Genomic DNA, 24,136 nt, shown 5'->3' with positions numbered 1-24,136 from the left:
ATGCTGCGCCGCGATTTTCTGTACGGTCTTTCGGCTTCGCTCGGGTCGGCCGCGTTCACCGCGATGTTGGCCGACGCGAACCAGGACACCGCTGGGCAATCGCATCAGCGGCAGCCTCATTTCTCGGACGCCAAGGCAAAGCATTGCATCTTTCTTTACATGGAAGGCGGCCCGTCGCACATCGATACGTTCGACCCCAAGCCGACGTTGAACCGGTTGCACCTGAAGAAGTTTCAGCGTCAGGGGGAACAACAATCTGCGATGAGCGGCGGCACACGCTACTACGTCGAAAGCCCGTTCAAGTTCCGCCGCGTCGGACAGGCGGGCATTCCGATGAGCCAACCTTGGCAACATTTGCCCAAGGTCGCCGACGACCTTTGTTTTTATCGCGGATGTCAAGTCGAATCGGTCAACCATCCGACGGCCAACTATCACGTCAACACGGGAAACCGATTTGGCGGTGATCCGTCAATCGGGGCGTGGGTGAACTATGGTCTGGGCAGCCCGAACAAGGATCTTCCAGGCTTCATCGTATTGCCCGAATTGGCGTATCCCCAAGGCGGTTCGGCCAACTGGTCGAACGGTTATCTGCCGACGTCATTGCAGGGCACGCCGCTGCGTCCCAAAGGATCACCGATCCTGGACATTGCCCCGCCGGACGGTGTCACCCGACAACACCAACGTGAAAACTTGGATTTTCTACAGCAGCTGAATGAACGACACGCATCGTTGCACCCGAGCCATGAAGACCTGAAGGCTCGAATGATGAATTACGAACTGGCGTTTCGCATGCAGATGCAAGTTCCCGAGGTCTTGAATATCGACGACGAATCGGAACAGACGCTGCGCGAATACGGCGTGGGGGTTCAGCCAACGGACAACTTTGCGCGCCGATGCTTGTTGGCTCGCAAATTGGTCGAAAAGGGTGTGAGGTTTGTTCAGGTTTATGCCAGCACCTGGGATTCCCATGACTACTTGGCCAAGGCACACGGTGCGTTGATTCCCGCGGTCGATCGTCCGATCGCTGCCTTGATCGCCGACTTGAAACAACGTGGATTGCTGGAAGAAACCTTGATCGTTTGGATGGGCGAATTCGGGCGGACGCCGGACAATGGTGTCCGCGGTGGCGGATTGGCCTATGGACGCGACCACAACCCCAACGCGATGACCATTTGGATGGCCGGCGGCGGCGTCAAAGCGGGGCACGTTATCGGAGCGACTGATGAAATCGGTGGCGAGGCGGTCGAATGCGTTCACCACATCCGCGATTTTCATGTCACGTTGCTGCGGTTGCTGGGACTGGATGACAACCGACTGACGTACTATCACGCCGGACGCTTCAAACAGCTCAGCCAGTTCGGCGGCCAGGTCATCGATGAACTGATCGCCTGATCGTTTGCTGAAGCGGGTGACGCATTTTGCGCGTGCGTCGTTCATTTTGGACGCTTTCCGACATTCCGCCGTTACCCTCGTGACGTGCCGGTGTTCAATTCCGGCACGCGGTCAGCGGACCGCACTTTTCGGAAAATCTTTTCGCACAACGATCGCGGGGATGGCTTGATGAATCGACGTTTTAATCGGGGCTGGCGGTTGTTCGCGTTGGGGGGACTTCTGGCGGCGACGCCGATGCTGTCCGTCAGCGCCGACGACTGGAATCGGTTTCGTGGTCCCAACGGATCCGGCGTCAGCAACGACGGCGGTTCACTGCCCGAACAATGGTCGCCCAAAGCAAACGTGGCCTGGAAAACGGCTTTGCCGGGTGCCGGTGTTTCCAGCCCGATCGTGGTCGGCGACCGTGTCTTCGTGACGGCTTACAGTGGATACGGCTTGGACCGCCAGGATCCCGGCGACATCAATGATTTGGTTCGTCACTTGGTTTGCGTCGATCTGCGAACAGGCGAGCCACTGTGGCAAAAAGACGTCCCCGCGGCACAACCCGAAGATCCCTACACCGGCATCGGCGTGACCGCCCATGGTTACGCATCGCACACCCCGGTCAGCGACGGCAAGAACGTCTATGCGTACTTCGGCAAAAGCGGCTTGCACGCTTTCGACTTGGACGGCAATCCGCTTTGGAACGTCCCGCTGGGTAAAGAATCCGATCCCTGGAAATGGGGTTCATCCTCCAGTCCGATCTTGTTCGAAGACACCGTGATCGTGACCGCTTCGGCCGAAAGCCAAGCGATCGTCGCGGTCGACAAAGCCACCGGTAAAGAAGTGTGGCGACAGGAGGCGGAAGGTCTGGACGGCATGTGGGGCACACCACTGTTGGTCCAGATCGACGACCAGAGAACGGATTTGGTGATGAGCGTGCCGAAGGAGGTCTGGGGCTTGGATCCGCGAACCGGAAAGCTGCGTTGGTATGCGGCGACATCCGACGCCGAACAGGCCCATTCCAGCGCCGTTGCCGACGGTCACCGAGTCTTTGCGTTTACCGGACGCGGCGGCGGCAGTGCATCGGTGCAAGCGGGCGGCAACGGTGATGTGACCGACAGCCAAGTCGATTGGACCGGTCGCGATTCGGCACGCTTCGGGTCGCCCGTCTTTGACGGAAAGAACCTGTACTTGGTCGCCGGTGGCGTGCTGACGGTGATCGATCCGGAAACCGGCGATAAGGTCACCCAAAACCGATTGGAAGGTGCTTCGCGTGGCGGTGGCATGGGGTCGCAAGATTATGGGTCGCCCATCATCGCCGATGGCAAGCTGATCTATGTCAACGGTTCGGGCCAAGCGTTCGTTTATCGCTTGGGTGATGAAGCCGAACTGTTGGGCGTCAACCGCGTCACGGCCGATGCCGAAACCTTTGGCGGCACCCCCGCCGTGGCCCAAGGTCGCTTGCTTCTTCGCAGCAACAAACACCTGTACTGCGTCACCGACGAAAACGAAACGGTCGATCCGGCAGACAATTCCATCGAAGTCGCTGCCACCGATGCCGGCGGTCGTGGCCCCGGCGGACCTGGATTCGGCGGGCGCGGCTCAGGGGGCGGACGTGGGGGATTTGGCAACCGTGGCGGCGGCGGTCGCGGTGGATTCGGCGGCGGCGGTCGCGGTGGATTCGGGGGCGGCGGACGCGGCGGTGCGGGCGGTCGCGGTGGATTCGGCGGTGGCGGTGGCGGCCGGGGAGGATTCGGCGGCGGTGGTGACCGTGAAGACAGTCGACCGGAGCGTCCACAGCGACCGGAATCGGCGTCCTGAACAGGCCTTCGTCTGGTTGCCCCCCAGGGTTGCCAATTGGAGCCGACGCCCGACGTGAACATCGGCCCAGGTGTCTACTCAGACGAAACCATTTTTTCGGCGACTTCGTCGATGATCCAGATCGATGATCGGGATCGGACTGGCCGCACAGAATCGCTTCCGAGGCCGCCGACCGCGCATGAAAAATCCCGCCGTGCCGGTCACGTCCGTGCAAACACGCGGGATGTCGGCCCGGAAGCCATTCGAAGATCCTTCCCCGATGTTCCGAGCAAAACACAAGGTCCAGGGGGCCAGCTGATCATCAACGGGTGCCCCCTCTTGTGTGGAATTCTTATGACAAATGAAAAACTGGATGTCAACATCCAGTTTTTCATTTTTGGTCGGTTCACAGTACGCTCGCCGGACTGACGCATGATTGACGACAGTCACGATGCTGCCTAGCCTTGCGACGACCGCCCTCGGTCTTGGGGGCTTTCCAATTGAGCAACGGGCCGGCCAAGCACGCCGGCTGCCGTTTGCCAGGCCAGTTGAGCACCGGGCACCGTGGGCTGATGATTTCGCAGACAACCGAGTACGCGCTTCGTGCGGTCGTGTACTTAGCCGACCAGGACGGGGCCAGGACCACCGCAATGATCGCCCAGGCGACGCACGTTCCCGCCGGCTATTTGTCCAAAGTCATGCAAGCGCTCTCGCGAGCGGAATTGGTGCAGTCCCAGCGAGGCCTGCGGGGCGGATTTTCGCTGAGGCGTCGGCCGGAATCCCTAACCGCACTGGAAGTCATCAACGCGATTGACCCGATCCAGCGTTTCCACACTTGCCCGGTGAACCTGCACGGCGAAGCCCTGTGTCCGCTGCACCGGCGGCTGGACGAAGCCGGACGTTTGGTCGAAGAAACCTTTGGTGACACGACCATTGCGGACATGATTCGTGATACCGGTGGCAGCAAACCACTGTGCCAACGCCCGACCGAAGACGCCGGCTCTTCCGGCGATGCCGCCGCCCGATCGCTTTCGTCGCGTCCGACAACGGACCCGGACCAACATTCGACACTGGCAACCTGACCGGTTCGACCAACCGAAGCGGCCACCTAAGGGCGACCTCGATTATTCCCCCAGGACGTCGCTGGTCAGGTACCAACGGTCGGGGCGCACCAGTTGAGCCGGGTAATTGCGTACATCGATATCGTGGTGGGTGACCTGTGCAAACGCCTGCTTCTTACCAGCCCCCGCCACGACAAACCAGACACTTGCACCCGAGTTGATTGCGGGGTACGTCAGCGTGTACCGATAGGCGTCCAGCTTGGGTACCCAGTTGGCGACAAAGGTTTGGTCGTCCACACCGATTGCGTCGGTTTGCGGAAACAAGGAAGCGGTGTGGGCATCATCGCCCATCCCCAGCAGGACCAAGTCCCAGCGTGGTGGCAGGTCCCCAAAGTGTTCCAAGATTTCATACTGGTATGCCTTTGCCGCCGCCTGTGGATCGGACACCTTCACGGGCACCGGATGCACATTCGACTCCGGTGCATCGATTTGGTCCAGCCAAGCCGTTTTGACCATCTTGTAATTACTGTCGTCGTGATCATGAGGGACGTTTCGTTCGTCGCCCCAGAACCAATGCACCTGATCCCAGGGCAGTGATTCCTGCGCCAGCAGTTCGTACATCCGCTTGGGCGTCGAGCCGCCTGAGAGCGAAATGGAAAACGAATCGCGGTGACGCAAAGTCGAACGGATCAGGTCTGCAACATCGCTTGCCGCTTGACGTTGCAGCTGTTCGACGGATTCAAAGGCCAAACGTTCGGGCGATTTCATGATTCGAATGTCTCGTCGGGTCCGGGGAAGGTGTTGTCGGTAACGTCATTCCGATATTGCTGCGCCGCGTTTTTCAAAACGTCTTGCAAGTCGGCATACTTACGAACAAACGTCGGCAAATAGCCACTGGTCAGGCCGACCATGTCGTTAGTCACCAACACTTGACCGTCGGTGGAGGGTCCGGCGCCGATACCGATGGTCGGCACATCCAACGCATCGGTGATCGCTTTGCCGATGGAATCGGTCACGCATTCGATCAGCACCGCGAACGCGCCGGCTTTTTGTGCCGCCAGGGCGTCGTCGACCAAGCGTTGTTGGTCGCGGCCGATTCGATAGCCGCCATCGACGTGAATGTTTTGCGGTCGCAACCCGACGTGTGCCATCACCGGGATGCCCGCGGTCACCAAGGCCTCGATTCGAGCGGCCTGTTCGGCGCCGCCTTCCAACTTGACCGCGTGACAGCGTGTTTCCTTGAACACCCGCGACGCGGACTGCAGGGTTTGCTCGATCGACAGTTGGCCTTCGGGGAACGGCAGATCGACGACCACCATCGCCCGCTGCGTGGCGCGACCGACCATTTCAGCGTGGTACAGCATCTGGTCCATTGTCACCGGCAGGGTGGTTTCGTGACCGGCAACGACCATCGCCAGCGAATCGCCGACCAGCAAGATATCGATGCCCGCTTCGTCCAAGACCGCCGCAGTGGGGAAATCATAGGCGGTCAGCATTGAAATCCGCTGGCCGCGAGACTTCATGGTCTGCAGCGTTCGGGTGGTGACGCGTTTGATCTCCGACGCGGTCATGGGGCACCAATTAATCTGGTTGGACGATGGGGTGGCTGGGTTGGTCGTTTTCCGGCACCAGTCTGGCACTTCCCCACGACTTCGCCCAGACCGTGGTTTGGCCCGTGGTGGCGCGCCAGGCGGCGGACTGTTCCGAATCGGCCCAGCGATTGGGTCCCTATGGCCCGTGACAGGACCGGAAACGAAGACGCTATGGCGACCAAGGCCTCAGAAAACAACCTTCAGCGGTATCGATTCAGCCCGCAATAACCGCTAGAAAATGCATACCCACCTTTTGTCCCTACCAGTCCTGTGACGACGGATCCATTCCCCATGCACTCGCCGACCATTGACGATTACGACCTGGGACAGGTCGTCGGCGCGGGAACGGTCGGGACGATCTATCTGGCGACCGAACGCGACACGGGATACCGCGTTGCCATCAAAAAGTTGCATCCTGGTGTCAGCCGAGATCCGCTGATCCGGGCCCGTTTCGAACGGGAGACAACGATCCTGCAGCGTTTGCGTCACCCGAACATTGTGGCCTGTTACGGCGGCGGAGAGATCGACGGCGGGCTGTATTACATCATGGAATTGGTCGACGGCGGGACGGTCAAAGACCTGTTGGAATCCAATGGGCCGCTGCCTTGGCCGTCGGTCGTCGACGTGACGCGCCAGATCTGTTCTGCCCTGCAGTACGCCCACAACCATGGCGTGATCCATCGCGATTTGAAGCCGGGGAATCTGTTTTTGACAACCGACGCCGTCGTCAAGTTGGGTGATTTCGGGATCGCGCGCGACCTGCATTCTGCCGACCTGACCAGCAGCGGGCTGACCGTGGGCACCCACGCTTACATGTCGCCCGAACAGATTACCGGCGATGCGTTGATCAGCGGCAAAACGGATTTGTACGCGTTGGGATGCTGCGTGATGGAAATGCTGACCGGGCGCAAACCGTTTCTTGGCGAAAACTTTGCCCAATTATTCGAACAGCATTTACGAGCCGCGCCGCCGCGGGCCCGTGATCTGGTCGGCGACTGTCCGCCCGAATTGGACGAAGTGATCAACGAACTGTTGGCGAAAGACCCCGAGGACCGGCCATTCAATGCCCGATCCGTCCAAGGCGTGATGCTGGAGATCGGCGAAAAGTACCACCTGGATGCTCCGCTGGATTCCAGCCCGGATTCGGTCGGCCACGACGATCCGGCCGACGTCGCTGCGTCCAGCGCGACCGAGGGGGGACGCCGAATGCTGGAGAAGCAGATCCGCGGCCGCATGGGGGGCGGGCCACGGGCAGACGTCAGTTGGGGCCGGCTGGCGGCGATCGTCGCAGTGGTCGCCGGGTTGATTGGTGCGCTGATGATGGCCCAGTCCTAGGATCCGCTCTGATAGACCGGCCGGCTGATCGATGACTTGGGGGGCCGGCCGATCGCACCGCATGGCATTTTGCCGGGGCTACAGTTATTCTGCGCTCCTATCACCCCGGCACCGACGGTGCCACCGGCCCGAGTCACCGATTCCGTTCGCTGCTCGCCGGGTCGGCTCAATTTCCCGACGCGACCCGCAGGAATCACTTCCTTCATGTCCCTTTCCACCTCCCTCCGGCACGGCTTGGCGATTGGCTCGCTCGCTCTTTCCCTCGGCATTGCCGCCATGTCCCAAACTGCCATGTCACAAGAAACGCCCGACGCCAAATCGGATCCGATCGCCTATTTTCTAGGCCTGGACATCGGCGGGTCGATGGCACAACAAGGTTTCGAAGCCAAGGATTTCGACATCGACGTCTTCGCCCAAGGCTTGCTTGATGCCCTGGCGAAGAAAGATCCGCAACTGACCGAAGAACAACTGCGCGAGGCCCAAGGCAAGCTGCAAGCGATGATGCAAAAACGCGTCCAAGACCGCGCAGCGATGAACAAAGAAAAGGGCGAAGCCTACATGGAAAAGAACGCCAAGACCGAAGGCGTTCGCAAATTGGACGGCGGCGTCCAAATCAAGACGACCAAGGCGGGCGAAGGTGCATCGCCCAGCGTGTCGGACCGAGTCACCGTCCATTACACGGGCAAACTGATCGACGGCACCGTGTTCGACAGTTCGGTCCAACGTGGCGAACCGATCACGTTTGAACTGGGCCGCGTCATCAAGGGCTGGCAAATCGCGCTGCAAAAAATGAAGGTCGGTGAAAAAGCCATCGTCACCATCCCGTCGGATCTGGCTTATGGCCCACGCGGTCAGGGTCCGGTCATCGGCCCCAACGAAGTGCTGATCTTCGAAGTCGAATTGATCGAAATCCCTTAGCCGTCCCGATCGGCTGATCCGTCCGATGCCGCCAAATGGTTAATCCCCGCGGTGTCGAACGGGTTACACTGTGAACCACGCGACGACTCCTGCCAGCGATTATTCTTGGCAGGAGTTTTTCGTGTCCGGTGCCCGGTTCCGTTCCTCCAATTCTCCGTTTCCCCGCCCAACGCAGAAGCCTTTGATGAAATCACCCCGCCGAATCTTGCTTGCCACCGTCGCCGCTGCGGCGACCACGTTGACATCCGGTCTGGGCTTTGCCGCCAGCCCGACGATCAACCTGGCCGATCCGCCGTCATCGCTGAACACGGATCCGATGCCGATCCAGATCGTCGACGCTTATCCGAATTTGCGGATCAGCCGTCCGGTGGTCTTGACCGGCGCCGGTGACGGCAGCGGTCGTCTGTTCGTCGCCTCGCAAACCGGTGAAATTTATGTCTTCGACCAACAGGACAGCGAAGTCGAAGAAGCCGACTTGTTCATGGACATCAACGAAGCGGTCTCGTACAAGGACCGTGAAAACGAAGAAGGCTTTCTAGGCTTGGCGTTTCATCCGAAGTTCAAAGACAACGGCAAGTTCTACGTCTACTACACCACCAGTGAGCGTCCCCACGTTTCGATCATCAGCGAGTTTTCGGTACGCGGCGATGATCCCAACCAGGGTGACCCACGCAGTGAACGCGAACTGATGCGAATCCAACAACCGTTTTGGAATCACAACGGTGGAACTCTGGTGTTCGGCCCCGACGGATACCTGTACGTCGGACTCGGTGACGGCGGCAAAGCAAATGACCCGCTGAAGTCCGGACAAGATGTCAGCAAGTTGCTGGGCTCCATTTTGCGAATCGATGTCGACACGCGAACCGGAGGATTGCCTTATGGCATTCCCACCGACAACCCTTTGGTGGGCAAAGACAAAGCATGGCCGGAAATCTATGCCTGGGGCATCCGCAACATTTGGCGCATGTCATTCGATCCGGCCAATGGCGATTTGTGGGCCGCCGATGTCGGCCAGAACGAATGGGAAGAAGTCAACCTGATCCGCAAAGGCGGCAACTATGGCTGGAGCCTTCGTGAAGCGTCGCACAAATTCACTCTGGGCGGCGGCAAAGGATCCGGCCCGCGGCCCGATTTGATCGAACCGCTGATCGAATATCCACACACCGATGACTGGGGTAAATCGGTCACCGGTGGCGCGGTGTACCGCGGCAAACAAACACCGCAACTGGACGGTTACTACCTTTACGGCGACTATGTGTCGGGCAAGGTCTGGGCGATGAAATACGACAAGGGCAGCCAAACGGTGACCGAGAATCGCGAGATCACTTGGTCCCATCTGCCGGTCTTCACGTTCGGTCAAACCGATGACGGCGAAGTGTTGATGACCACGCAATCCGGCGGCGGTCGCATCTACAAGTTCGTCGCGAAGTAGCGATCCGTCTGCCCGTCAATCATCGGTGCAAACGGGAAACGAACGCCAATCCACACCCAGCCGCTGGAATTCCGCAGCGGCGGTCAGGAAGTGGGCGGTGATCCAGTAGATGTTCCAAGCTTCGCTGTAACCGCCCCGCATCCCCGCGATCGTTTCCCCGGCATCGTGTTGTTGGTAGTTGGTCTGGAACAACTGTTCGCCTTGAACCCCCGTGGCCAGGTCCGTCATTTGACCGCAACTGACCAACATGACTTGTGCCAGCTGGTGATAACGTGAATCGCCGGTCCAGTCGCCCAGTTGCCAGATGACGGGGGTAAAAACAACGCCGAACACATCCAAGTGTTGGTTCTGAACCGACACGTCCGTCCAGCCACGCGTCTTGACGGCTTGGTCGGCCAATCGTCCCGGCGGCAAATCGACGTCCCAAACGTACAAGTAACTCAGACAGACATCCGCCGCGTGAACGGCGGCGTCCAGGTATCGCTTCTCTCCGGTGGATTCGTACAAAGCCGCGAATCCTTGCAATGCGGCCCACGCCCCTTCCTTGTCTTCGCAACGCGCATCCAACGTGCCGCCCCAATAGGGTTCGACCATCGTCAAATGACGATCGATCGTATGGTCGGCCAACCGCCGCGCGGCATCCATCCAATCTTCACGCTGCATCAATTTGCTGCCCAAAACCAACGGCGCGATTGCAAACGCTTCGTTGGTCGAAACGGGGTGCCAATCGGCACGCCCGACCCGGTCGCGGATCAGATCCAATTGTGCCGCCAGAAACGATTCCCAACGGGACACATCAACGTCCGGTTCGCCATCGCCGGAACGATGATCACGCACGCTGCGGATCGCCCGCGCGATCCCGGTCAACGCCTGGGCGGTTGAAAGGGGATTGGTTCGCTGCAGCCAGCGATGCTGTTGATAGTCATAGACGATCGAAAACATCGGATCGGCCTTCTTGCCCACCGTCGGCGCTTGGCACAGAAAGTCCAACGAATCCGCGGCGCGACGTTTCCACAGGGCCGGGTCATCACACCGCCCCGTCAAGTCCAGCGTCAACAACGCGTGACCGGGGACCTCTGCGCGGTCGGCCCATCCCATCATCATCCAACTTTGGGCTTGAGGCGGACGCGTACGAAAGCCACGACAATGCGCGTCCTGATGCCATCGATCAAACGTGTCGCGAAGCTTGGCCGACATGACGTCTTCGATCGCGGGCATTGACCGATCGGCGACCGGATCAAACAAGTCGATGGATGTCCAAAGTGGCTTTTGAAACTCGTGACCAACCACGGGCGCATCGGCCAACTGAATCCAAAACTGTTTCTCGATCACCGTGCCCGGCTTAACCGCAACCAAGTGTGCATCGTCAAATGGCAACAGCTTGGTCTGGCGTGCCTTTGCCATTCCCGGCAAACCGTTGGTGGCCACCGGCCCGCTTTGCAGCGTCAATTCGACACCGTCCTCGCGTTGAATCAGCCCCAACGACCACCACAAATCGTCCCGTGCCGCGGCGGGCAACTTTGACGGCCGACTGTGTAATGCCGCAACGCCACGTCCGGAATCGATCGCGGCGGCAAAGGGCATCGGGTACCGGTGTTCTTGGTACAGCGCCGAAAACCCTGGATCGGATTGCCAAGTCGGCACACGCGTGGGATCGATGCGGGTCCCCGATGGATTCCCATAGTACTGAATACCGGGCAAAAACGGCTTCAGTGAATCGTCGCCACGCGGGCTGACACGATACCGGACCGATAACACGACTGGCCCACTGGGCGCATCACCGAGGTATTGCCAACGACGCTTGGCATGGATCAAGCCGTTGTCATCGATGCGATATTGATCGCTGACACGCCAAGGACCATCGGGGGTCTGCACCGTACCGGTGAAATGCGTCCATGGTCCCAGTGTTTGCGTGTGGATCGGCGATGCGTGGTGCCAAGCCTGTGGGGCCTGTTTGGACCAACCCGTTCCGATCGTCCAAAGCCCATCGGCGGGCGATGCCATCGCCCAGTCATCGCCGTCTTGTGTGATCACGATGCCTTCGTCGGTTGCCGTCAGCAACACTTCCGCCGAAACCGCCGACATCCAAAGCAAGGTCGTGATACCGCACAATGCGACGGCAACAGCTTGATGAATCGCAAACTTGCGGCCGCCAAACCGCATATCAAAAATTGACATTCCCATCAAAAAATTCGCCAGGATTTGCAAGAACGATTGACCGACAACAGCGTTGTCAGAATACACCAAGCCCTGGCCGAAAAGATGGCCTGTCAATCATTAACGTCCGGAACGCATCCGCTGCATGGCTTCGCGCTGCGCGTCCAGAACGGCGCGTTCCAATTTCGACGCGTTATCACGCGGTGGCGTTCCCGGTGGCGGCGCATCGTCGACCAGCGGAATGATCGTGCCCGCGTTATCGGCGGCCTTGGCGGCTCCGTACACATCGACGCGTCCGCCACGGAACCGTTGGCCCGCGGGCAAGCTGAACCGTCCGACACCCTTGCCCTGAAAATTCACGTCTTCGATCACGTTCGGGCTCTTACCGGTTCGGTCAATGGCGACCGACTGCATCGCCCACTGGTGCACGGTGATCTCATACCAGACCTCCGGTGCAATATCATGCCGCACGGTCCGACTGTAAGGACGGCCCAGTGCATCGTAAGTGTCATAGACCTGCACTTCTTCGCTGCCACCGTCCCGCTCGATCGTCACGCTGACACTCTGCCCCGGTGCGACGCGAAACTGCTGGGGGTTTTCCGGACGTCGCAGATCCGTCAGCGTCACCTGAATCTCTCGCGGACCGGTGTTGACCAATTCTGCTTGAACCGGCTGCAACGGCGGCTTGGCGACCACTTCGGTATCGACCAGTTGTGGTCCCGCCGGTCGCTGCGGAACGACCACCGGTGCCGGCACAACTTGAGGTGCGGGGACGACCTGGGGTGCCAATGGAACGCGGGCGGCCGAAAACGCATTTCCAAAGCCGTTGTAGCTGTACCCGTATCCATAGCCGTAGGTGGAATATGGATAGGTGTATTCGCCGTAACCCGAGTAGGGATCATAGCGGAACCCCAGTGGATAACCGCCATAGCCCAGGCCGTATCCATAGTTCGGATAGATATGCACATTGATATCCCGCCCCGGGCGACCATAGCCCGGTCGATCGGGACGAGGTCGCGGACGATCCGGCTTGGGCGCCGGTTTGGGTGGACGCCGCATCGTCTTTAGCGTGGGACGCGGCGGTGCGACGGGCGAAGTGGTCTGTGCATCGACCGGTTCAGAGGTCATCGCCTGCGTGAATCCGATGGCTGCGGTGATGCCGACGATCACAACCATTCGGCATCGGCTTGTTGAAGCATTTCGGACCATCATTGCCGGATTCCCACGTGCATAAGAAAAGTGTCCGAATGGTCTCAAACGCAAGACCATCGGGCACTTTCAATTCTACGGGGCTTCCTTCGGCCGGGCAAAAACGATTCCTTCGTCGGTGCGATCGCAGGGCCGGAAACGGCGGGGAAACGGCGCCGCTTGGTTTCACTAAACGCCGCCGCAGGCCGCGGGGCCCGAACCTTTGCACTGTCGCCGGCGGCTTAACAGGCCAAAAACGCCTGTTCCGACCGCCAAAGCCAACAGGCCCGCAGTCGTCGCACCGCCCATCCGCACCAGACGTCGGCCGACCAGTCGCGATTCCAGTTGTCCACGCATCAAATCGCGTGCTTCATTGCCAAACGTCAGCAGTACAGCCGCCTCGAATCGTTCATCACCATCGCCACGTTGAACCACACCTTCGTACCGCTTGTGGATCAACAAGTCTTCGACCTGTGACGGTTGCAGACGAATCGATTCCGATCCCGGCATGTCCGCGAACGTTTGCTCGGCGTACATCTGAATCGTCGTTTGGATCATCACGTCGAGGGACTGGCGGGCAATTTCGGCAGATTCTGCGGGCACCGAAACCACCGGCCAGATATCAACGCCGTTCATGTGCGTCGGTGCATCCGCCAACCACTCGGGACGATCATCGGGATAGCTGATGAACTCCGATGGCGGAACGGACAATTCGCTGACTTCAGGCCGCGTCGAACCTTCGCTGCCCATAGCTTCTTCGATGCGTTCATCGTCGCCGGAAACGTCACCGCCCGAATGCTCCCTCGCGTCGACACCGGCCTCCGGTGCAACCGAGTGTCTCGCACCTGAATCAGTCTCGACGACTTCAGCCGCCACGGATTCACCATCGGCGTCCTGATTTGCCGGCTTCGTATCCGGTGACACCGCCAACGCGGGTGCGACGCAAAAACAAATCGCCAGCACCGCCGCGGTCAACGTGGATTGCCGCACAAGCGCGGACCAGAATCCGTCCCTGTCCGGGCAACGATCCGAATCACAAACACAGCAATCGCATCGACGCTGGTCAAGGGTTCGTTCGCGATACTTCATCAAACCATTCCCTCCGAAGCGGTTGTCGCTTCATGACGATTCGGCCCGACGGCGCGACGTCCCGCATTCATCACGTCCTTGTCTTTTGCCAACGCGGGATTCACCCAGGGGGCCGACATTTGGACGGCGATCGCAATACCACCAGCCAGCATCATTCCGGTCGGCTGTGGGATCGGCAAAACCTGATGGATCAACCACTCACCGACAACAGCAACGGCGACCGACCACAACGACAAACGACGTTTTCGAAGCGGGTCGACCATCTTCCACCATCGCAGCCCCGCCAACAGCAGTGCGAAGTGGGCCACAAAGGCGGCACCATAGGGAACACCATTGTCCGCATAAAACGCTTGCGGCAGATCAGTCGAATCGATCTCTCGCGCAAGTCCGGCATCGACCGGCAACATCAGGTATTGGCTGATGGCAAAGGTCGCAAGGCCGATGCCGGCGCCCAAACCAGCCAATGCGATCCGGCGACGCAGACTTTCGCCTTCCTCGCGTTCCCACAGTTTGCCCAGCAGCAACAGCGGCAGCGTCGCGATCATGCCGATCGCGGCCAACAAGCCGTAGGGTGCCAGTTCCGCCGGCCCGACCGGCCCGCGGCGGAGCCCGATCACCCCGGCGGCGACCGCCAGAAACAAACAAGTCAAAATCGCCGCGATGGACGATGTGCCCAGTTCCGCGACGCGTGTCACAGTGTGCTTGGCCCGCAATCCGTTACGCATTTGTCGTCGCCACGCATCGCGGGTGATCGGATGATGGGGGACGGCATGCGAATCGGCGATACGTTGAGCCTGGGCATAGGTCGGTTGCTGTCGCACGTGCAAGACGATGTTCCGCACAACGTAGTAGGGCACATAGATGAAGCCCAACACCCACAACATCGGCACCAACCAGTGCGTGTTGAAGACCAGGGTGATGATGCCGATGATCACCAAAGCCGTCTTGGCGCCGGGCGATCGTTCCAGACCATCCCACCATCCGCCAAGCTGTCGAAAACCGTGACGCACGGCACGCGCGATCGGCTCTTCCTGCATCGTCGGATTCGACGCATGGACCGGACCAGTGGGTGAAACCGCACGCCCAACAAAAACCTCCGGTGCATCTGCCTGTTTTCCGGCCGGCTGACCGTTTTTCGGTCGAGGCTTCTTGGCGGCATCGCCGGTGACCGTTGCCGTATAAACAGGATCCACACCAGCCGGCGGCGACGATGACAATTGACCGACCGCCGGCGATGCGGTGGTCAGTCCCAGCGGTTGCAGCATTTCGGCGATCGATGACGGACGACGCGCCGGATCTTTCTGCAACGCGCGGTCGATGACTTCGCGATAAGGCGATGAAACGGACGACAGATCCGGCAACGCGGTCAAATGTTTGACGATGATTTCGTGACAGCTTTCGCCGTCAAACGGGACCCGACCGGTCAACAGTTCGAACAGAATCACGCCCAAGGCGTAAATGTCGATCTCTCGTCCGTATTCACCACGACCGATTTCCGGGGCCATGTAGTGGAACGTTCCGACCGATTCGGTATGCCCGCCGCGATGCGAAGCACTGATGAACTTACTCAGGCCATAATCACCGACCTTCACGACGCCCATGTCGTCGAACAGGTTTCCCGGCTTCAAATCCCGGTGGACCAGCCCCGCGCTGTGCAGATGATCCACACCGGCGCACATCTCGCGAAACCAACGACGTGCTTCCGGTTCGGGTAATCCGTTGGGGTTTTCGTCCAGGATCTGGCGCAGGTTTTTGCCCGCGACATACTCCATCACCACCCAAGCGCCGTCGTTTTCGTCGCGGCAAATGTCGTACAGCGCGACCAGATTGGCGTGCTTCAGATTCAAGCACTGCGACACGCCACGCAATTCGACATCCAGATTTCGCTGGATTCGTTTCAGCGCGACTTCTTTCCCAGCCTCGCTGACGGCGAAATAGACTTCACCGAAACCGCCAACACCCAATCCACGACGGATGGTGTACCGGGGCAGCGGGGTGGATCCGGGTTCGTACAGAAAACGCATGTTTGCTTGGTTGTCGCCGGGCGGCGGCAACGCGACATCACGCGACGCATTGGCCCCGACAGGCGTGGGCGTGGTTTCGGCCAAGCGATTTCGGTCGATGGCCATCGGCGACTGGGTGGCCGGATCCGACGATTCCTGATCCGAGGCAGAGGCCTGGCCGGCCTTTGATCGGGCTTCATCGGTGCTTGTTTTGATTGTATCGATCACCGCAGACATGATTGGACACGAGCCAGACGGGTTCGGATTGGAACGACGATTTTTTGGGCAAAGCAGTTTCATGGCATCCTCCTGGGCACCGCGACAGGCGGATGGGGGCGCCCAAAACGGCACGAAAAATATCGTGCGGGCGAAAAACGGTCCTGGTGATCGTCGCTCATGTCGGCACCGTTTATCCCTTCACCAAAGTCAAAGAAATCTCATCAACCTCGACACGTTGTCCGGGTACCAATTCCAGCATCGGACGCCCGGGTCCGACCATGACCCAGGTTTGATTCCGCTGTGTCAGCGTCCAGCGTCGCTGCAGCAGATCACAGCGAACATGACAGCCCACGCCGGGACCGATCAGAACCGTGTCGCTGACCAAAATCACGCCGTCGACGTGGTCGGCAAATCGGTGCGGCGGCCGCAGCGTCAACAGCGCCGAACCGCTCAACGGGCTGGGCGTGGCCAACCACAGTGATGCCGATCCGGGCAACGGCACCGGTTGCTGGGAATCAATCAGCGTCTTGTCGCCTTCGCGGGGCACCCAAAAGTAATCTTGGCCGCTGCGATCCAGACGACCGGCCAGGCGGGGCAAGTCCGCGCCGACTCGAATATCGGCGGCCCGGCGGCCACTGAGGTCCATGCCACCGATGGTCCAGCGGGATCCCGGCAACAAAACGAACCCGCCACATCCGTCGATCCACAGCTGAGCTTGGTCGACCGCGGCGGGCAACGCATCCGATGATGGCGGTTCCGACGAACGGGTCATTTCATCGTTCTCAGTGGGGACGGCGGTAGTCATTGAGTCCGACTTCCAGACATGGCGGGATCGACAAAAAACTCGAGTCGCGTCACCGGCGCGACGGCGAATCGCCGTGGTCGATCGTTCACTCAGTATGGACGGCGACGGTGGGCGATGGCACAAGAGCCGGCAAATTTCACCGACACAAAAAAAGGGCATCCGGCGGCACCAAGTCCGCCAGACGCCCACGGCTGAAGCCGGGCGATCAGTCCAGTTGGATCGAAACCAGCTTTTCTTCATCGACCGACGGGTCGTCTTTCAGGATCGAGCTGACCAGGGCATCCAAATCCGCTTCGGTCGGTTGGCCCAGATCGATTTCGCCGAAGTATTCGACGTCCACGGCCAACGTTTCTTCTTGAACGTCAATGCGAGTGGCGATTTCGTCCAAAAGGTCGCGGGTCTGGGCCAAACGACTGTCGTCCAAGTTCAACTGGCTGTTGGTTTGGGCGACACGCAGGGCAGACATCCGGGCCTGCAGGTTTTCCACTTCGACTTCCAGTTGACGGCGGGCATTCAGCATGGCGTCCATTTGTTGCTGAGCCGCTTGCAACGATGCTTCGCGTGCGGAAAGCATTTGACGCAGCTTGTCCGCGGTCGCTTGGCGGGTTTGGTGTCGCTTGGCACGGTTGGTCAAATCCGCTTTGACTTGAGCGGACGTGTAAGTCCGACCGCCGTACGCATAGACGACACTGTCTTGTTGCAGGTCATCGTGCAGGCGTGCGATGTCGCTCTTGGACTTCGCCAGCCGTGACTCGGTGTCCTCCAACTGCTTGGCCAGCCGCGCGGTTTCGACCTTTTCACGGGCGATCCGATGGGCGTTGGCTTCAATTTCCGGCTGCAAATCGTGGATCATTTGCCGGGCTCGCTTCAGTTCCCATTCCAGCGGCATGGCGTCGCTGGCTGCGGTGCTGACGCTGTTGAAGCCGCACTTGGCATAGCTCCAGAACGGAACACCGATGGAAAGACTGGACAGCAGGGCCAACGCCCCGCCGGCGATCAACATTTTTTTCAGCATGGCGTTTTTCCCTTGAGTGATGGTTTGCCTTGGGTCCAAGAAGGCGTTCTTGCCCTCATACAGGCAACCATTCGCGAGCCCCGGCGGCTTCTTGGCGGATCGGTAGGGAAAATTTTTCGGTCCTGCGGATTTTTTTGTGTCACCTTCGCATCCAACCTTCCGCTTGGCTCGTTGGACAGCCGCCCCTGCGAATCACTTGCTTCCGGGGTCGGCCCGCCGAGACGCCAAGCGACCGATCGGCCGGCCGAATCACCGCACGCCCGCAAAGGGCCATTTCGCAAGGCTGTCACCGTTGAGAACCGCGAAAGTCACGGCGTCGGCAAAGTCCGATCGACCGGCGGACCGATAAAACCAATGGATCGCCGAATTCCCCGGCGGCTTTCTCACCACCCCAAAGGCGACCTGCCAGGGAGTGGGAGCCAAATGGGGACACCGATTCGCGACGTGGCGTCGATGCCCGCCTCGTTGGCATTTTGCAACGATCCTGTGGCCGAATTGCCGCATTGGCAGCGACCACTGAAATCTCATGTTTTTACGTAAACCACTTTGAATCAAGCACTTACAACGGAATCGACGGCCTCCAGCTGATACGGCACAGCGATTGCGGTGAACCTAGATCCGAAAAACAGGTCTTGGCAGACAACCGCATAGATCCACAATGGCCTTGCCGGTCCACTGGTCTGCCAAAGCTGGCCCGATCGACGATCGCAAGGAAGCTAGAACGCAAAAGGAGCGAACCGATGACCGCCTCCAATCCCCACGGAAATAACGGCACCACCGCAGCCGCCCAGACGACGGAAGATGTTTCCGCCGAAACCCTGGGCCAATGGGGCGAACTCCGTGCTTCGATGCTGACCGTCGACGCGACCGAGTTGTCGCAATGGATCGGCGATGATCTGTCGCAAATGGAAGCGGAACTGATTCGCTTTTCGTCGCCGAAATCGCGCGGCGGAAAAACCAGCCGTCGCTGAGCAAATGTGACCGCAACACTCGCGGCGTGGCTCAGGTCACGTCGCCTCGGATGCAGGCAGCCATGACCACGGCGGTGGTTGGGCTGCCTATTTTTTTGGCACCGTGTGTCTTTACTGACGCCACGCCCTAAGCAATGGCGATCGAACACGTCGCCGGACTCAGTCGCAGCCGATTTTCACTCGTTGCTTGCCGTTGATTCCCGTTGGGCAGACTAGTCCCGGTCGGGCAAATTAGATGGGCCGTATCGGACGGCTGATGGGGACCGCGCCGCACAGCGGTCAAATCGTTAGACTGGCGGTTTGTCCAGGGATGTCTCGCTTGCCGCGACCGATCGATCGCTTCGTCGGCCCGCTGTCGCCCGTGAGCGCCGTTTCCGGTGATCACCGGTTCCCGTGATCTTTCGTTCGGTTCAAGAGTCGGAACCAGCCATGGCCAAAGGGCTGTTCACCCAAGGGATGTGCGTGCTTTTGCGGGCACCGATGCCCAATGTCGAAATTCAACGTCGCTTGTCGATGTTCGAATTGGTCGGACGCCAAGAATCGATCGATGATGATGCGGCTCCCGAAACACTGGTGCTGCAGTTTCGCCCCGAGGTCCAAGGGCATTTGATGGTCACGCCGTCCTCGGCGCGTTGGCCCGACGACATGGGCGAACCGGACGAAAATCCCGAAGCCTTCGTCGCTTGGTCACTGGGGCAGTATGGACCGCTGACCTATCCCGGATGCCTAGACCGGGCCGTCCACGACCCCACATTGACGCCCGCGCTGCGTCGCGATGTCAACGATCACGTCGCCCACATTCGTTTGCTGATCAGTTACGTGGTGGGGGCCGATGATGATTCGGACAGCGAAGATTTGCCGGAGATGCCCGAGGGCTATGATGCCGAGGCCGAGTTGGCGGCGATGACTCGGGCCGTGACGGCACTGTTGGAATCACCGCTGGCGATCGCCTATTTCAATCCAGGCGGTGAAATCATCTTGGACGCCGACACGATGCGTCGCGGACTTAACGAAGCCTGGACCCGTGACGAACCGGCCATCGATATGTGGGTCCAGTCGCGTTGTTTGGTCGAACACAACGGGACCTCGGCCGAAGGTTGGGAAGTGATCGACACGGTGGGGCAGGGGCAATTGGATTTGCCCGATTTGGAAGCCGTCTTCTTCGGCAAGCTGTATGCTCGGGACGAGGTCGTCGATTTCCTGCGTGGCATCACCCACGAATTACTTGATCCGCACGTCGGGATCGATTCCTTCATGGAAGGCCAGATCCGCAAGGGTCCCGGCGGGATCCAGTGGCACTGCATTGCCTGCGGCGATTCGCTGAATTCGCCTCCGCGGCCGACGCTGCGGTGGTTCGCCGACGACGGCCTGGAAATCCCCGCTCCGGCGTTGGCGGACGCCGACGATGCCGATGACGACAGCGACGAAGACGGGCCGTCGCTGCATGATTGGTCGGATGATTTCGAGGAACTGGACCTGGAATCGGACGATGAAGAATGGGACGAACCGTTCTGATCCGGCGGGCGACCGCCTCACGCGGCGCGGGCCCGGGATGATCGTCAACACTTAGCCACCTTTGGTCGGCGGCGTGGATCTCGTATCCTTTGGCCGCCATGAACACACTATTTGATCTATCCAATGACGTGGCCGTTGTTGTCGGCGGCACGGGCGAACTGGGCGGCCACATGGCCCAGGCGTTGGCATCGGCGGGTGCGAAAGTCGCGGTCGTCGGTCGCAACGAACAGCGGGGTCAAAACCGCGTCGATGCGATCACCGGTGACGGCGGTACGGCGAAATTCTTCGCGGCCGACGGATTGGTCACCGAATCGCTGGAATCGGCCCGCGACGCGATCACCGATTGGGCGGGCGTCCCGACGGTGTTGGTCAACGCGGCCGGCGGCAATCATCCCGACGCCACGATCCCGCCGGGCGGCGATTTCTGCAAACTGCCCGGGGAAGCTTGGCAGAAGGTTTTCGATTTGAACCTGGTCGGCGGGGCCCTGCTGCCCAGCCAAGTCTTCGCCCCCGCGATGATCGAAGCCGGCGTGGGCAGCATCATCAACATCGCGTCGATGTCGGGCATCATCCCGCTGTCTCGTGTGGTCGCCTACAGCGCGGCCAAGGCGGCCGTGATCAACCTGACGCTGTGGCTGGCCCGTGAATGGGCCACGACGGGCGTGCGGGTCAACGCGATCAGCCCGGGATTCTTTCCAGCCGAACAAAACAAAAAACTGTTGTTCAACGACGACGGCACCTACACCGAACGTGGTGGGCAAATCATCGGCCATACGCCGATGGAACGCTTCGGCAAGCCTGAGGAACTGGCCGGTGCGGCAATCTGGCTGGCCAGTCGGCAAGCATCGTCGTTCGTCACCGGACAGAACATCGCCGTCGACGGCGGGTTCGCCTCGGTCACGATCTGATCCGGCTGCGAATTCCCCAAGCAACATCCCAAATTTCCCCCATCGTTTCCCCGCGAAGAGAAGACAGCTGACATGAGCGCGCTAGACGTATTGCCCGCAGGTTCCGATTTGGATTTTTGCGCCCTTGGTGCTCTGGTGCATCGTTTGGATCCCGGCGTGATCCCGTTCCGAACGGCCAACAATTTTGATGTCCATGTCAGCGGCGGTGAATACAACTGTGCCGCCAACCTTGCCAGTTGTTTCGGGCTGAAAACCGGCGTCGCCACGGCCATGGTCGACAACGGCATCGGCGAACTGATCCAGCGTCAGGTTCGCGCGATGGGCGTTCGTCCGTTCTACAAACACTTCCAACACGACGGCGTGCGTGGCCCCAACATGGCCACCGTGTACAGCGACCGCGGCCAAGGCGTTCGACCGCCGGTCGTGTTCTACAACCGCGCCAATGAAGCCGGTGCGATGTTGAAGCCGGGCGACTTTGATTGGAAATCGATCTTCGCCGGTGGATGCCGCTGGTTCCACAGTGGCGGGATCTTCGCAGCCCTTTCGGAAACCACTAGCGAATTGGTCGTCGAAGCGATGAAGGCCGCGGGCGAAGCGGGCGCGATCCGATCGTTCGATTTGAATTACCGGGCCAAGTTGTGGGACACCATCGGTGGGCTGGAACAGGGCCAGAAGATGATCGCACAGATTGCACAGAACGTGGACTGCTTGATCGGCAACGAAGAAGACCTGCAGAAAGGTTTGGGCATCAAAGGCCCGGACGTGGAAGAGAAGAAAGCCGCCAAGCTGGACCCCAAAAACTTCTTTGCCATGATCGGCAGAGCAGTTGAAAAATTCCCCAACATCAAGCTGGTCGCCACCACGCTGCGTGAAGTCCACAGCACCAATCGACACAGTTGGTCGGCCGTGCTGTGGTACGACGGCAAAGAATACGTCGCCCCGACGGCCGAACTGGACGTCATCGACCGCATCGGTGGTGGCGACGGATTCGCATCGGGTTTGATCTACAGCCTGTTGGACGGCCGCGATCCGCAGGAAGCCCTGCGAATCGGATGGGCACACGGCGCGTTGTTGACGACGTTCCCCGGCGACGTGTCACGAGCCACCTTGTCGGAGGTCGAAGCCTTCGCCAAAGGCGGGTCGGCTCGGGTGCAACGCTAAGCAACCGGCCGCTGCCAAGCTTTCAGTTACGGCGACAAGCATTGCCGCAGCGATGCGGCAATCTTGGCGTTATCGAAATGAGGATCCTCGGTGGCCTTGGCATACTCAGCCAATGCGCCGGCCAAACGACGCACCACGACATCCGAGTCCCCGCGTCCATAGAAGTTCAATAGTTCATCGGGATCGGCCTGGTTGTCAAACAGCCATGGCCGATCACTGACCGACAGAATCAGTTTGTAACGTGGGTCAACGGCCGCCACCCAGCCGGCCTTGGCACCGGCGTTTCGTAAGAACGTGACCGGCGGATCACCGTCACTTGCATTGCCGGAACTGGCAAAAACACCGCTCAGGTCTCGTCCGGCAAACGTCGCGTCACAAGACACACCGGTCATGCCGACCACGGTCGGCGTCAAGTCGACGGTCCCCATCGGCTGGTCAACGACCACACCGGCCGGCACGGCGGCGGGATACCGAATCAGCATCGGGACACGAGCCGACCCTTCGTACGGGTTGCCTTTGTTCAATCGGTCGTGTTCAAAACACAAGTCACCGTGATCGCTGGTCATCAGCACGATTGTGTTGTCCAGCTTCCCGCTCGACTGCAACAGGTCCAACATTCGACCGATGTTGTCATCAATGCACTGGACCATGCCAAAATACTGGGCCATCAGGTCGCCCTGAAACTTGGGATGTTTTTTGGCGCTACCCAACCAGTTTGGTGTCGGCAAATCATCGCGGCCGTAAGTGCGTGGCGGCAAAAATCGCATCGATTCGAACCGGGTGTCATACGGCTTGCGGACGGTGTTCGGGCCGTGCGGATCCGGATAGCTGACCACAGCCAAGAACGGCTGGTCACGGCTGTCACGGATAAAGTCCATGGTCCGGTTGGTCAAAAAATCCGTCGTGAAAGTCTGGTCATCTGCATCGGCGACCGCATAACTGGGTTCCCCCCGCTTATCCCGCGCGGCGACTTCGGGGCCGTCATCGGTGACCTGCAATTTCTTCCAGTGTCCACGGTTGAACATGAATTCGCTGTGCTGGAAACCGCCGTCAATTTTCGGGGCCCACCCCGGTTTCGAATCGCCGCCCAAATGCCACTTTCCGACAAACGCGGTTCGATACCCGGCATCCCCCAACACGGTGGCCAACGTGGGAATGTCTTGCCGCAATTCCAAATCATTGGCCGGCACGCCGGTCGTATGTGGATACAGCCCGGTGATCATCGCGGCGCGACTGGGCGAACACACCGGCGACGTTGCAAAGGCCCGCGTGCAGATGCCACCTTCCTTGGCCAAACGATCCAGGTGAGGCGTCGGCACGATCGCGCCGGGCCCCCACATCTCCGCCTGCTCGGCGGGCATCAGGTCGCGATAGCACCCCAGTGTTCGAAAGTTATGCTCGTCCGTGATGATGACCAGGACATTGGGAGAAGCCGCGCCGGCCGATTGGCTAAGGACAATTACTGCCCCAACCAAAGCGACCAAACGTGGGTAAAGCAAACGGATGCATCGGCAAAGGACCATGAGTGCCTACCGGGGAATCAAGAACGAATCGAAACGTGCTGACGACCCTGCGGGCCGATGTGCCAAAGCG

General features: G+C 59.9%; 20 protein-coding genes. 11 read left to right on the top strand and 9 right to left on the bottom strand.

The genetic code is table 11. The annotated features are described in order from the left end of the window. The 4 genes from HFP54_RS08240 to HFP54_RS08230 all read left to right on the top strand — a co-directional run bounded on the left by HFP54_RS08240 (position 1) and on the right by HFP54_RS08230 (position 4,256). The gene (locus HFP54_RS08240; protein WP_168564789.1) at positions 1-1,392 is read left to right on the top strand and encodes a DUF1501 domain-containing protein; all 1,392 of its coding nucleotides are present in this window, start codon (positions 1-3) and stop codon (positions 1,390-1,392) included. 168 nt (positions 1,393-1,560) lie between these two features. After that, a complete protein-coding gene (locus tag HFP54_RS08235) occupies positions 1,561-3,195 on the top strand; it encodes a PQQ-binding-like beta-propeller repeat protein (RefSeq protein ID WP_206036112.1) in 1,635 nt (544 codons plus the stop codon). A 54-nt stretch (positions 3,196-3,249) separates the two neighbouring features. Continuing rightward, positions 3,250-3,603, top strand: coding sequence for a hypothetical protein (locus HFP54_RS25205; RefSeq protein WP_206036111.1), 354 nt, complete (start codon positions 3,250-3,252; stop codon positions 3,601-3,603). 35 nt (positions 3,604-3,638) lie between these two features. Then, on the top strand, positions 3,639-4,256 hold the full coding sequence (locus HFP54_RS08230; RefSeq protein WP_235951476.1) for an RrF2 family transcriptional regulator: 618 nt from the start codon (positions 3,639-3,641) through the stop codon (positions 4,254-4,256). 42 nt (positions 4,257-4,298) lie between these two features. On the opposite strand, the gene pgl is transcribed toward HFP54_RS08230, so the two are convergent. Together pgl and panB are read right to left on the bottom strand one after the other, a co-directional pair. Beyond that, a complete protein-coding gene (pgl, locus tag HFP54_RS08225; protein ID WP_168564788.1) occupies positions 4,299-5,003 on the bottom strand; it encodes a 6-phosphogluconolactonase in 705 nt (234 codons plus the stop codon). Then, the gene (gene panB / locus HFP54_RS08220; protein ID WP_168564787.1) at positions 5,000-5,806 is read right to left on the bottom strand and encodes a 3-methyl-2-oxobutanoate hydroxymethyltransferase; all 807 of its coding nucleotides are present in this window, start codon (positions 5,804-5,806) and stop codon (positions 5,000-5,002) included. The genes pgl and panB overlap by 4 nt, the downstream gene beginning before the upstream one ends. Before the next feature lie 312 nt (positions 5,807-6,118). On the opposite strand from panB, the gene HFP54_RS08215 reads away from it, so the two are divergent. The 3 genes from HFP54_RS08215 to HFP54_RS08205 all read left to right on the top strand — a co-directional run bounded on the left by HFP54_RS08215 (position 6,119) and on the right by HFP54_RS08205 (position 9,512). Then, the gene (locus tag HFP54_RS08215; RefSeq protein WP_168564786.1) at positions 6,119-7,162 is read left to right on the top strand and encodes a serine/threonine protein kinase; all 1,044 of its coding nucleotides are present in this window, start codon (positions 6,119-6,121) and stop codon (positions 7,160-7,162) included. 276 nt (positions 7,163-7,438) lie between these two features. Next, positions 7,439-8,080, top strand: coding sequence for an FKBP-type peptidyl-prolyl cis-trans isomerase (locus tag HFP54_RS08210; RefSeq protein ID WP_146415643.1), 642 nt, complete (start codon positions 7,439-7,441; stop codon positions 8,078-8,080). 184 nt (positions 8,081-8,264) lie between these two features. Further along, complete coding sequence (locus HFP54_RS08205) at positions 8,265-9,512, top strand: PQQ-dependent sugar dehydrogenase (RefSeq protein ID WP_168564785.1); 1,248 nt, start codon at positions 8,265-8,267, stop codon at positions 9,510-9,512. A gap of 15 nt (positions 9,513-9,527) precedes the next feature. Here HFP54_RS08205 and HFP54_RS08200 read toward each other — a convergent pair whose 3' ends face one another. The 6 genes from HFP54_RS08200 to HFP54_RS08175 all read right to left on the bottom strand — a co-directional run bounded on the left by HFP54_RS08200 (position 9,528) and on the right by HFP54_RS08175 (position 17,988). Further along, a complete protein-coding gene (locus tag HFP54_RS08200) occupies positions 9,528-11,696 on the bottom strand; it encodes a hypothetical protein (RefSeq protein WP_168564784.1) in 2,169 nt (722 codons plus the stop codon). Positions 11,697-11,789: 93 nt separating this feature from the next. Then, positions 11,790-12,845 (bottom strand): hypothetical protein, encoded by a 1,056-nt coding sequence (locus tag HFP54_RS08195; protein WP_168564783.1) that lies wholly within the window; start codon positions 12,843-12,845, stop codon positions 11,790-11,792. A 201-nt stretch (positions 12,846-13,046) separates the two neighbouring features. Beyond that, entirely contained in the window at positions 13,047-13,946 is a 900-nt protein-coding gene (locus tag HFP54_RS08190) for a hypothetical protein (protein ID WP_168564782.1), read from the bottom strand. Continuing rightward, positions 13,946-16,186: a serine/threonine-protein kinase gene (locus HFP54_RS08185; RefSeq protein WP_168564781.1), complete on the bottom strand. Its 2,241-nt coding sequence runs from the start codon at positions 16,184-16,186 to the stop codon at positions 13,946-13,948. Before HFP54_RS08185 ends, HFP54_RS08190 begins: the two co-directional genes overlap by 1 nt. A 172-nt stretch (positions 16,187-16,358) precedes the next feature. Then, positions 16,359-16,940, bottom strand: coding sequence for a hypothetical protein (locus HFP54_RS08180; protein WP_168564780.1), 582 nt, complete (start codon positions 16,938-16,940; stop codon positions 16,359-16,361). A gap of 238 nt (positions 16,941-17,178) precedes the next feature. After that, the gene (locus HFP54_RS08175) at positions 17,179-17,988 is read right to left on the bottom strand and encodes a hypothetical protein (RefSeq protein WP_168564779.1); all 810 of its coding nucleotides are present in this window, start codon (positions 17,986-17,988) and stop codon (positions 17,179-17,181) included. Positions 17,989-18,728: 740 nt separating this feature from the next. Between HFP54_RS08175 and HFP54_RS08170 the strand changes: the two genes are divergently transcribed. From HFP54_RS08170 to HFP54_RS08155, 4 genes are all read left to right on the top strand, one after another. Further along, positions 18,729-18,959: a hypothetical protein gene (locus HFP54_RS08170; RefSeq protein ID WP_146415651.1), complete on the top strand. Its 231-nt coding sequence runs from the start codon at positions 18,729-18,731 to the stop codon at positions 18,957-18,959. A 429-nt stretch (positions 18,960-19,388) separates the two neighbouring features. Next, positions 19,389-20,474 carry a hypothetical protein gene (locus HFP54_RS08165; RefSeq protein ID WP_206036110.1) on the top strand — a complete coding sequence of 362 codons (1,086 nt, stop codon included), beginning with the start codon at positions 19,389-19,391 and terminating at the stop codon, positions 20,472-20,474. A 98-nt stretch (positions 20,475-20,572) separates the two neighbouring features. Further along, positions 20,573-21,382 (top strand): SDR family oxidoreductase, encoded by an 810-nt coding sequence (locus tag HFP54_RS08160; RefSeq protein ID WP_146415652.1) that lies wholly within the window; start codon positions 20,573-20,575, stop codon positions 21,380-21,382. 72 nt (positions 21,383-21,454) lie between these two features. After that, positions 21,455-22,543, top strand: coding sequence for a sugar kinase (locus tag HFP54_RS08155; RefSeq protein WP_168564778.1), 1,089 nt, complete (start codon positions 21,455-21,457; stop codon positions 22,541-22,543). Between the two features lie 26 nt (positions 22,544-22,569). Here the strand turns inward: HFP54_RS08155 and HFP54_RS08150 are convergent, their stop codons facing one another. Continuing rightward, complete coding sequence (locus HFP54_RS08150) at positions 22,570-24,066, bottom strand: sulfatase family protein (RefSeq protein WP_168564777.1); 1,497 nt, start codon at positions 24,064-24,066, stop codon at positions 22,570-22,572. Positions 24,067-24,136 lie beyond the last annotated feature (70 nt).

The organism is Crateriforma spongiae (assembly GCF_012290005.1).
Taxonomy (GTDB): domain Bacteria; phylum Planctomycetota; class Planctomycetia; order Pirellulales; family Pirellulaceae; genus Crateriforma; species Crateriforma spongiae.
The sequence above is the reverse complement of the archived record's forward strand: the minus strand, read 5'-3'. Positions and strand labels throughout refer to the sequence as shown.